This window comes from Tenacibaculum sp. L6, from assembly GCF_028823685.1.
Lineage (GTDB): Bacteria > Bacteroidota > Bacteroidia > Flavobacteriales > Flavobacteriaceae > Polaribacter.
This window is the reverse complement of the sequence record NZ_JAPEHZ010000073.1, coordinates 1-10,407: the sequence shown is the minus strand read 5'-3', so window position 1 is coordinate 10,407 and position 10,407 is coordinate 1. Positions and strand designations below refer to the sequence as shown.

The 10,407-nt window shown below is 34.1% G+C and carries 9 protein-coding genes and 1 pseudogene; 6 read left to right on the top strand and 4 right to left on the bottom strand.

The genetic code is table 11. The features are described 5' to 3' along the window. Nucleotides 1–24: 24 nt before the first annotated feature. Entirely contained in the window at nt 25–618 is a 594-nt protein-coding gene (locus OU788_RS10830) for a hypothetical protein (protein ID WP_274635181.1), read from the bottom strand. 57 nt (nt 619–675) lie between these two features. After that, entirely contained in the window at nt 676–1,110 is a 435-nt protein-coding gene (locus OU788_RS10825; RefSeq protein WP_274635180.1) for a TerB family tellurite resistance protein, read from the bottom strand. Between the two features lie 418 nt (nt 1,111–1,528). Between OU788_RS10825 and OU788_RS12990 the strand changes: the two genes are divergently transcribed. The 5 genes and pseudogenes from OU788_RS12990 to OU788_RS10810 all read left to right on the top strand — a co-directional run bounded on the left by OU788_RS12990 (nt 1,529) and on the right by OU788_RS10810 (nt 7,170). Continuing rightward, nucleotides 1,529–1,957, top strand: a complete 429-nt coding sequence (locus tag OU788_RS12990; RefSeq protein ID WP_446751489.1) for a YybH family protein — start codon at nt 1,529–1,531, stop codon at nt 1,955–1,957. Between the two features lie 155 nt (nt 1,958–2,112). Continuing rightward, nucleotides 2,113–2,301 (top strand): hypothetical protein, encoded by a 189-nt coding sequence (locus OU788_RS12985; RefSeq protein ID WP_446751488.1) that lies wholly within the window; start codon nt 2,113–2,115, stop codon nt 2,299–2,301. 8 nt (nt 2,302–2,309) lie between these two features. Further along, a complete protein-coding gene (gene mfd, locus OU788_RS10820) occupies nt 2,310–5,459 on the top strand; it encodes a transcription-repair coupling factor (protein WP_446751487.1) in 3,150 nt (1,049 codons plus the stop codon). Between the two features lie 261 nt (nt 5,460–5,720). Beyond that, nucleotides 5,721–6,014, top strand: a pseudogene (locus OU788_RS10815) (GIY-YIG nuclease family protein). A gap of 295 nt (nt 6,015–6,309) precedes the next feature. Beyond that, nucleotides 6,310–7,170 (top strand): DMT family transporter, encoded by an 861-nt coding sequence (locus tag OU788_RS10810; protein ID WP_274635179.1) that lies wholly within the window; start codon nt 6,310–6,312, stop codon nt 7,168–7,170. On the opposite strand, the gene OU788_RS10805 is transcribed toward OU788_RS10810, so the two are convergent. Continuing rightward, on the bottom strand, nt 7,167–8,255 hold the full coding sequence (locus OU788_RS10805; protein ID WP_274635178.1) for a hypothetical protein: 1,089 nt from the start codon (nt 8,253–8,255) through the stop codon (nt 7,167–7,169). The genes OU788_RS10810 and OU788_RS10805 overlap by 4 nt on opposite strands. Nucleotides 8,256–8,345: 90 nt before the next feature. After that, a complete protein-coding gene (gene dprA, locus OU788_RS10800) occupies nt 8,346–9,443 on the bottom strand; it encodes a DNA-processing protein DprA (RefSeq protein WP_274635177.1) in 1,098 nt (365 codons plus the stop codon). A 94-nt stretch (nt 9,444–9,537) separates the two neighbouring features. Between dprA and OU788_RS10795 the strand changes: the two genes are divergently transcribed. Beyond that, nucleotides 9,538–10,407: HU domain-containing protein (locus OU788_RS10795; protein WP_274635176.1), on the top strand; the 870-nt coding region annotated here is incomplete at its 3' end.

Sequence of the window (10,407 nt, the reverse complement as noted above, 5' to 3'; positions counted from 1 at the left end):
TTTTTTTATTTTATATTCTGAGGTTTAAATCATACAACCTCCTAAATGTTTCGCTGAACTACGACTGCTTGAAGAGCCACTATTATTCCAATTTAATTTGAAAACAATACCTAAAGTTCCTTGAATATGCGAACGCATACTTTCGTATCCTTCAAAAGAGTGTTTGTAATATAATTGAGGATTGATACCTACTTTATCACTCACCCAGTAAATTCCACCACCACCAATATTCAATGTTGGTGTCATTTTACGTTCAGAATCTACTAAACTTCCTCCAACAAAAACATACGGAGCAAGTTTATCTAATACAGCATCAAAATTATAACGAAAAGAAGCATCCATAGAAAAATACTTCGCTGAATTAGAGATAAAACCGATATCATCAATTGTATTGAATGACATAGCTCCATCTAAAGAAAAACGATCGCCAATAGGCATAGTTAAACTTAAGGTTGGTACTTGAAATAAGTATTGATCGCCAATAAAAGCGGCATCGCTTTCACTAAATTTTGTTATTCCTGCTCCTATACCTATTTGCCAAGAATCGTTTAAGTTTTGAGAAAAAACAGCCGTTGTTAAACAGGTAAAGATAGTTATGAATAATATTTTATGTTTCATTTGGGAGGATTTGTTTATGAGTAATAACTGGTTTTAAAGGATTTTAGTATAATTGAATTAATTGATATTAACATTTTTAATGGCCGTAGTAAAGTCATCTAATTCATTATCGTTTAAAACTAAATGGATGGCTTCATCACAAACTTTTTCAACATTTTCAGAAGTAAAATTTAAAGCCAATGCTATTTTACGTAGTAAACCTACTTCTTCTTTTGCTACTTCTTCATCAGCAAAAATCATTTTAGTTAAAAGATATAAACGTTCAATACGCTCATCGTAACTTACTGGTGAGTTTACAGGAAATTTTTCAGGAGTTTTTAAAATTAGTGTATACTCTTCTTCACTAATGTTTAATTTTTTAGAAGCTCTATCTAATAATTCTTGTTCACCTTCAGAAATGATTCCATCAACTTTAGCAATTTTTACGATGCTGGCAAAATGCCCTATTTCTTGTTTGTGTTTTCCGCTCGAATATAAATCTGATATTGACATAATTTTATTTTTATAAATACTATCAACAGGTAAGTTTAAAGCCCGTCAACTTTCGCCGAAAGTTAACAATTCTCCTTAAAAACAAAGTATTATTTTTTTTTATAGTTATTTTATTTCACATAAAAACGAGTAATAAAACACGGTTATTTAATTGATGGTTTAAGACGTTTTTAAAGAATAGTAATACAAATACCTATATCGTGTTGTTATCGTTGTTTAAAATCGTTTTATGAGGTTTTTAGCTTTGTAAAACCAAAAACTGAAGACCAAATAGGTATTTTTTATCATTTTGAAAAAAAGTATAAAAAAATGACTAACTTGTTGTCGAGCAAATTTTAATTGTGGTAAAAAATGAAATTAGCAGCTACTCTTTGTTTTTTTCTATTTTCAATTTTGTTTTTCACAAAATCAACAAGACATAGAAAATGAAATTAATGCACAAGTTTGGAAACCATTTAAAACTTCTTTCGAAGCTCGAGATTGGAAAACGTTTAACAGTTTACATACTGATGATGTTTTAAGAGTAAACAAACATGGTATTCGAATAGGAGCAGAATATAAAAAATCTATTGAAGACTCTTATCAGAAACCAATTAACAGAAAACGACAGATTGATTTTTGTTTCGATCAAAGAATTTATAAGGAAGATACAGGTTATGAAGTAGGTTATTACCGAATTATTTCTACAGAAAAAGATAAAAAACCGACTATTTCTTATGGAAGGTTCCACGTGGTGTTGAAAAAAATAAACAATCAATGGTTTATAGCTCAGGATTGGGATACCAATACTATCAACGAAAAATTAATTACCAAACAAGATTTTGAAACAGGAAATTGTTTAAAGTAAAACAGTTGTCATTTCGACCGCAGGGAGAAACCGCGAGGTTCAGCGTAGCTAAATCTCATTCATGGGAGCTACAAACACTCTTTAAAACCACAAACACCCTTACAAACTCACACACAAAAAATAATCCTCGTACATTTGCGTAAAATTTTTGTACGTTGAGCAAGCAAGCAATTGTAAATCACTATCAACAATCTGAGAATGTAAAACAGATTGTTCATCAGCTTCAACAAGACCCACACCATTTTCAAATCACGAATTTGGTCGGTTCTTCGTTGTCTTTTGTTATTTCCGAAACTTTTAAACAAGCCGATAAACCTTACTTGTTAATTTTTAAAACGATTTAGAGCAGTTATTGGGCGATAAAAACGTGTTGTTTTATCCAGGTTCGTATCGCAGACCCTACCAGATTGAAGAAACTGACAATGCCAATGTACTCCTGCGTTCAGAGGTGTTAAATCGTATCAATTCTCGTAAAAAACCTGCGATTATTGTTACCTACCCTACTGCCCTGTTCGAAAAAGTGGTGACCAAAAAAGAGCTGGAAAAAAACACGCTAAAAGTGGTGGTGGGCGAGCAAGTATCGCTCGATTTTGTCAACGAAGTACTGTTCGAATATCATTTTAAACGTGTCGATTTTGTGACCGAACCAGGAGAGTTTTCGGTACGTGGTGGAATTATCGACGTGTTTTCGTTTTCACACGACGAACCCTATCGTATTGAGTTTTTTGGTGATGAGGTAGACAGCATCCGAACTTTTGATGTAGAAACGCAACTTTCTAAAGAAAAACTGAAGAAAGTGAGCATTATGCCCAATGTAGAAAACAAAACACTACAAGAAAGCAGAGAAAGCTTTTTAAAATACATATCAGCAAAAACCGCTGTTTTCGTTAAGAATTTAGATTTACTAAGTGATTCACTAGATAAATTCTATCGAAAAGCAGAACTATCGTTTAACGAATTATCTACCGAAATCAAACATGCAAAACCCGAAGAACTGTTTTGCAACGGAGAACTCATACGTAATCAACTACAAGATTTTACAACGGTTGACATCGGTAAAAACCGTCATTCTGAACGAAGTGAGAAACCGCAAGGTTCAGCGGAGCTAAATCTCACTAACGTAAGCATCAACTTCGATACCCACCCACAACCGTCTTTCAACAAAAAATTCGACCTGTTAATTCAGAATTTCAATGAGTTTTCGGCCAAAGGATTTACCAATTATATTTTATGTTCTAACGAACAGCAAGCACAACGTTTCCACGATATTTTTGACGACCACGAAGAAGAGGTTTCTTATGAAACCATTGTGTTTCCGTTGTATCAAGGATTTGTGGATATTGATAGTAAAATTGTTTGTTATACCGATCATCAAATATTTGAGCGTTATTACAAATTCCGACTCAAAAACGGATACGCGAAAAAGCAATCCATCACCCTACAAGAACTCACCAAATTAGAGGTTGGCGATTATGTAACCCATATTGACCACGGTATTGGAAAGTTTGGCGGACTTCAAAAAATTGATGTAGAAGGAAAAAAGCAAGAAGCCATCAAGTTAATTTATGGCGACCGCGATATTTTATACGTGAGTATTCACTCGCTACACAAAATTTCCAAATTTAACGGAAAAGACGGAAAACCGCCTAAAGTATATAAACTAGGGTCGAATGCTTGGAAGAAAGTCAAGCAGAAAACCAAAACCCGCGTTAAAGAAATTGCGTTTAACCTTATTCAGCTATACGCAAAACGTAGACTTCAAAAAGGATTTGCTTTCGGACCCGATACGCACATGCAACACGAGTTGGAAGCGAGTTTCTTATACGAAGATACGCCAGATCAGTTCTCTTCTACCCAAGAGGTAAAAGCCGATATGGAAAAAGAACAACCGATGGATCGTTTGGTGTGTGGTGATGTTGGTTTTGGAAAAACAGAAATTGCCATTAGAGCGGCTTTTAAAGCCGTAGATAACGGAAAACAGGTTGCGGTGCTCGTGCCAACCACGGTTTTGGCATTTCAGCACTTTAAAACCTTTTCTAAGCGATTAAAAGACTTTCCGGTTACGATTGACTACCTGAACCGTTTTAGGACCACAAAACAGCGCAAAGGCGTTTTAGAAGGGGTTGCTGATGGAAGTGTAGATATTGTGATTGGAACGCACCAGTTAACCAATAAAGCAGTTCAGTTTAAAGATTTAGGATTGTTGATTATTGATGAGGAACAAAAATTCGGGGTAGCAGCAAAAGACAAGCTAAAAACGATTAAAGAAAATGTAGATACGCTAACCTTAACAGCAACCCCAATTCCGCGTACATTACAATTCAGTTTAATGGCGGCGCGTGATTTATCCGTGATTAAAACGCCACCACCAAACCGTCACCCTATAGAAACCAATGTGATTCGCTTTAGTGAAGAAACCATTCGCGATGCGATTTCGTACGAGATTTCTCGTGGTGGGCAAGTATTTTTCATCCACAACCGTATCGAAAATATCAAAGAAGTAGCAGGATTGTTGCAACGTTTGGTGCCAAGTGCGAAAATTGGAATTGGTCACGGACAAATGGAAGGAAAAAAGTTAGAAGAACTCATGCTTGGTTTTATGAACAATGAGTTTGATGTACTGGTGTCTACCACCATTATTGAAAGTGGATTGGATGTACCAAATGCCAACACGATTTTCATCAACAACGCCAATAATTTCGGGTTGTCGGATTTACACCAAATGCGTGGTCGTGTAGGACGTTCGAACAAAAAAGCCTTCTGTTATTTTATCACGCCACCGTATCACCACATGACCGATGATGCGCGTAAACGAATTCAGGCATTAGAGTTGTTTTCTGATTTAGGAAGCGGACTGAACATAGCCATGAAAGACTTAGAAATTCGTGGTGCTGGAGATTTGTTAGGAGGTGAACAAAGCGGATTTATCAACGATATTGGTTTTGATACCTATCAGAAAATCTTACACGAAGCCATTGAAGAACTGAAGGAAAATGAGTTTAAAGACTTATACCCTACGGATGAAAATGCACCAAAAGAGTATGTAAAAGAGGTACAAATTGATACCGATTTTGAAATTCTGTTCCCAGATGATTATGTGAATTCGGTAACCGAACGTTTGAGTTTATACAATAAATTAGGAACCTTAACTACAGAAGAAGAATTACAAACCTTTGAGACCGAAATTATCGACCGTTTTGGAGAATATCCAACCCAAGTGGCCGATTTATTAGACAGTGTTCGTATTAAATGGTTGGCGAAAGAATTAGGTTTAGAAAAGGTGATTTTAAAGCAAAAACGATTAATTGGATATTTTGTAGCCGATCAGCAAAGTGCTTTTTACCAAACCGAAGCGTTTACCAAAATGTTGAGGTACGTACAGCAAAATCCGAAGAGTTGTGTAATGAAAGAAAAGAAAACCAAAAACGGATTGCGTTTACTCATCACTTTTATTAAAATTGATAGTGTACACAAGGCGTTAGAAACCTTACAGAAAGTATAAAAAGTCATTCCTCGCTCGCAATGACGGTACAAAGAAGTTGTCAGTTCGAGTGGTTTTCACGATTAGAATGAGTGAAAATTGTATCGAGAACTAGTTTATATACATCTCGATACAAATTTCTTTTTTTCTATCGAAAAAGAAATTCACTCGATGTGACAATGTAAACTCATAACCAAAATATGGGCACGCTCCCTTAGCAATAACGGAAAAAAATAAATCGTAATTTCTGTAAAAAGGAATAATTCGTTGATAAATTTTAAAATGAAAATATACTTTGTTTACATATTACAATGTTCAGACAAAACCTATTACACAGGAGTAACTTCAAACCTGTCTCAACGAATATTTCAACACCAAAATGGAACTTTTAAAGATAGCTATACTTCAAAAAGAAGACCTGTTTCATTAGTCTTTTATTGTGAGTTTACTAACGTAGAAATGGCTATTTAAAAAGAAAAACAAATTAAAAAATGGTCAAGAGTAAAAAAAGAAGCTCTTATAAATAATAAGTTTGAAAAACTACCTAACTTATCAAAGAAGAAGTTTAATAATTAAGCTTTGTCAGTTCGAGTGGTTTTCACGATTAGAATGAGAGAAAACTGTATCGAGAACTAGTCTATATACATCTCGATACAAATTTCTTCTTTCTATCGAAAAAGAAATTTACTCGATGTGACAATTAAAACTTAGAGATTGCTTCATTTCCACTTCGACTTCGCTCAGTGTCCATTCGCAATGACGAAACAAAGAAACTGTCCCATTTCGAGCGGTAGCGAGAAATCTCAATCAATGTAGTAACTCATTTTCTTAAGATTTCTCGTTTCACTCGAAATGACATACTTTTACGCCCATGCAAAACAACCATATTAAAAACCTATCAGGAATTATTTTAGCAACCCTGTTTATAAGCACTTCAGGAGTATTAGGTAAATATATTGCAATGCCTTCGGAAGTTATTGTATGGTTTCGTTCGGTGTTTGCCATGGTGATTTTGTATGTGTTTTGCCGATTTAAAAAGATTGATTTAACCATACAATCAAAAAGACATTTGTTTCCGTTTTTAATGGGTGGAATTTTAATGGGTGCACATTGGATTACCTACTTCTACGCTTTAAAACTATCGAATGTAGCTATTGGAATGTTGTCGTTGTATACTTTTCCAGTAATGATTGCCTTTTTAGAACCCTTGTTTTTAAAAATTAAATTCAACCCGATTCATATTGTGTTAGGATTATTGGTTTTGCTAGGCTTGTACATTTTAGCTCCAGATTTCGATATTAAAAACACACAGGTTCAAGGAGTGTTATTTGGTTTACTTTCCGCTTTGTCGTATGCGATTCGTATCTTAATTTTAAAACAATATGTACAGCAATACAACGGGGTAATGCTCATGTTTTATCAAACGGTAATCATTACAGTTTTATTAGTTCCAGTATTGTTTTTTATGGATGTTTCAGGATTTCAAGAGCAACTCCCCTACTTGTTGTTATTAGCGTTGTTAACCACAGCTATCGGACATAGTTTAATGGTGCATTCACTACAATTTTTTACCGCATCAACTGCAAGTATAATTAGCAGTGTTCAACCTATTTTCGGAATTATTTTAGCCTTTATTTTCCTAAAGGAAGTTCCCACGTGGAACACATTTATTGGTGGAAGTTTAATTCTAGCAACAGTGATTATTGAGAGTATTCGAAGTAGAAATCGTTAATACAATTTTTGCTGTTGCTGTATAATGGTTTTCATACTCACATCTTCGTAATTTCTACGAACAAATGTGAGTGCACTGTCTAGTATCTCTCCCATTCCATCACTATCTCTAAAATTAATATCTCCTGTAAAATCAAAAATTTCAGCTTTTAATCGTTCAATGTTTTTAGGAATCGAAATATTATCAGCTTTCATCGCTTTTATCAAGCGATTTAAACGAGCTCGAGACCCTAAAATTCTTTTGGCTACAATTGATCGTTCTTCTAACTGATATTGTTCTATAGATGATGAGGTAAGTTTATCTGCTACTAATTGAACCATTTTTAGGTTTTCTTTAAAAAACTGCGGATAATACACTTTAAATTTTCCCTCATAACATTGTTGGTCAAAATCTATCGGACGGATTTTATACACTACATTTTCAAAATCGTGTGTAGGCACCACAACGTAGTTGTACGAACGCATATCACCCAATAAACGAATCATACAACGTTCGTTAAACTTAACAAACTCTTTGGCTATTTGTGCTTTTTCAATTTCAATACAATTATCTAAATAATCATTAATAAAGACATCACCTGGAATTCCTGAAATATGCTCCTCGATTAAGGTGTCTTGATACACTAAAAAGTTCAAGTTATACGGTGATAAAATATCTTCAAGTTCTAAACCGTAAATACGAGATGCATCCGTTTTTTTTACGTAAAAATAGGTGTAGTTATCGTTTAAAATATTTCGAACTTTTACTCGAAAAGGCTTTGAATTTCCGAAGGTGCAATAATCAACAGCATCAATATTTAAGTGTTGTATACTGGCATCAGAACCGTTAGAATGCAGAATATTATAGATTTTTTTAAGGCTTAAATCTATTTCTTGTCGCTCAAACTCATTGTAATATACACGTACCCACAAGGTGTCGTTTTCGTGTTTATCATACACTACAATTGATCCTTGAAAACGCAACAAATCATCATAAAAAATAGGAATTTGAATCGTACGATTATGTCTTTTCAAATAATTTCCTAACTTTTTAGTAACGGGAAACGCTGGTTTTTTTTGTGATATAAGTTTGTTTTCTGACTTCATTTAAGAACCTTTTTTCAAAGATACTTGAATTTATTTTTTTGGAATAATATTTGTTAATTCTTAACAAAACTCTTGGCAATCGCCCTGCGATTAAACTTCAAACATTTTTCCAGGTAAGGGTTTTACAACGCCTTTTAATTCCAGTTGAATTAAGATAGAAGAAAGTTGATAAATTGGTAATTCACAGTTAATAGCGATATCATCGAGTAATTGTTTTCCGTTTTGTTGTAAATAATCATAAATTTTTTGTTCGGAAGAATTAAGTTCAACAAATAACTTTTCTTGCTTGGGTACTGCAGCTTGCCGTATGTCCCAATTAAGCATTTTTACAATATCTTCAGCAGAAGTTAATAAATGCGCCTGATTATTTTTGATTAGGTTGTTGCATCCTTTACTGTAAATATCTGTAGCTCTTCCTGATAGCGCAAACACATCACGATTATACGAATTGGCGATATCTGCAGTAACCAACGAACCTCCTTTTTCAGCAGATTCAATAATAATAGTCGCTTTGGAAATTCCCGCCACAATACGATTTCGCTTTAGAAAATTTTCTCTCATTGGCTGTTCATCGTGCCAGAATTCGGTGATAAATCCGCCATTATTATTTACTTCGTGAATATATTTTTTATGTGTCTTCGGATAAATTTCTTCCAAACCATGTGCTAAGACAGCGATGGTTTGTAAATTGGTTTTTATAGCCGCTTTGTGAGCACAAATATCTACTCCGTAAGCAAATCCACTCACAATTATTGGGTTGTATTCTTTTAGTTCTTCAATAAGTTGATTACAAAAATCACGTCCGTACGAACTCATGTTTCTGGTGCCCACTATCGATATGATTTTATCGTTGTTGAGGTTTAGGTTTCCATCTTTAAAAATAAGGATGGGAGCATCGACACAATGCTTTAAGTTTTGCGGATAATCATCCTCTAAAAAATAAGAAAAAACAATGTTGTTTTGTTGAATGTAGTTGAGCTCCTCCTCTGCTCTTTTTAAGTTGTTTTTATCAAAAAGATGCTGAGTTACCTGTGTTCCAATTCCGTTAATTTTATGTAGCACATGAGGCTTTTCTTTAAACACATTTTCAACACTTCCAACAGCAGTAATTAACTTTTTTGCCAAGATATCACCTACATTTTTGGTAGCCTGTAATCGTAGTACAGCAAGCAGTTTTTCAGAATTCATACAGCAATAATTTGATTTTCAATATACAAAAAACTGTTAATAAAAATTGAACAATCACTTGAAACTATACATTGAAAAAGCTATATTTGTTCTTATGACATTAGCCAACTACATCAACGATTTATTATATAGATACGACTGCGTAATTGTTCCTAATTTTGGAGGATTTGTAACCAACACCATTGGTGCAAGGGTAAATACTACTACTCATACTTTTTATCCGCCAAAAAAACAATTAACATTTAATGCGTATTTACAGCATAATGATGGGTTATTGGCTAACTATATTGCTTCTGATAAAAATATTTCTTTTGAAGAAGCTACTACTTTTATTGCAAATGAAGTTGCAGAGTGGAATAAAAACTTAAAAACAACTTCTGTTGAAGTTGCGTCGGTTGGAAGTTTAGCATTAAACGAAGCTGGTCAAGTAGTTTTTGAACCAAACCTTACAAGTAATTTCTTAACAGCATCTTTCGGATTAGCAGAGGTTACTACTCCTTCGGTAGAAAGAGTAAAAGAAGTAACTGTAAAACCTTTGCCTGTTGTTTCTGAAGAGAAAAGCAAAACAATTCCTTTATATATCAGAAGAGCCGCTGCAGCTGCAGTATTTGTTGGAGTTGCCTATGTAGGTTGGAATGGAATTCAGAATCAACAACAGCAAGAATTATTAGCTAATCAGGAAGAGTCGGTACAAAAGAAAATTCAATCGGCTACTTTTGTGATTGAGAATCCGTTACCAACGATTAATTTAAACGTTAGCAAAGAGGCTAAGAACTTTCATATTATCGCAGGCGCTTTTCAAGATGTACACAATGCTGAAAACAAATTAGCAGAGTTAGAAAGCAAAGGGTATGAAGCTACAATTCTTGGAAAAAACAAGTATGGATTAACTCAAGTAGCCTTTGCTAGTTATGCAACCAAAGAAGAAGCTAGAAAAGCCTTAGAAATCATTAAAGAAAAGGTA

Coding starts and splice junctions, on each gene's coding strand:
- OU788_RS10830 (WP_274635181.1), bottom strand. CDS start 618: ATGAAACATAAAATATTATTCATAACTATCTTTACCTGTTTAACAACG.
- OU788_RS10825 (WP_274635180.1), bottom strand. CDS start 1,110: ATGTCAATATCAGATTTATATTCGAGCGGAAAACACAAACAAGAAATA.
- OU788_RS10810 (WP_274635179.1), top strand. CDS start 6,310: ATGCAAAACAACCATATTAAAAACCTATCAGGAATTATTTTAGCAACC.
- OU788_RS10805 (WP_274635178.1), bottom strand. CDS start 8,255: ATGAAGTCAGAAAACAAACTTATATCACAAAAAAAACCAGCGTTTCCC.
- dprA (WP_274635177.1), bottom strand. CDS start 9,443: ATGAATTCTGAAAAACTGCTTGCTGTACTACGATTACAGGCTACCAAA.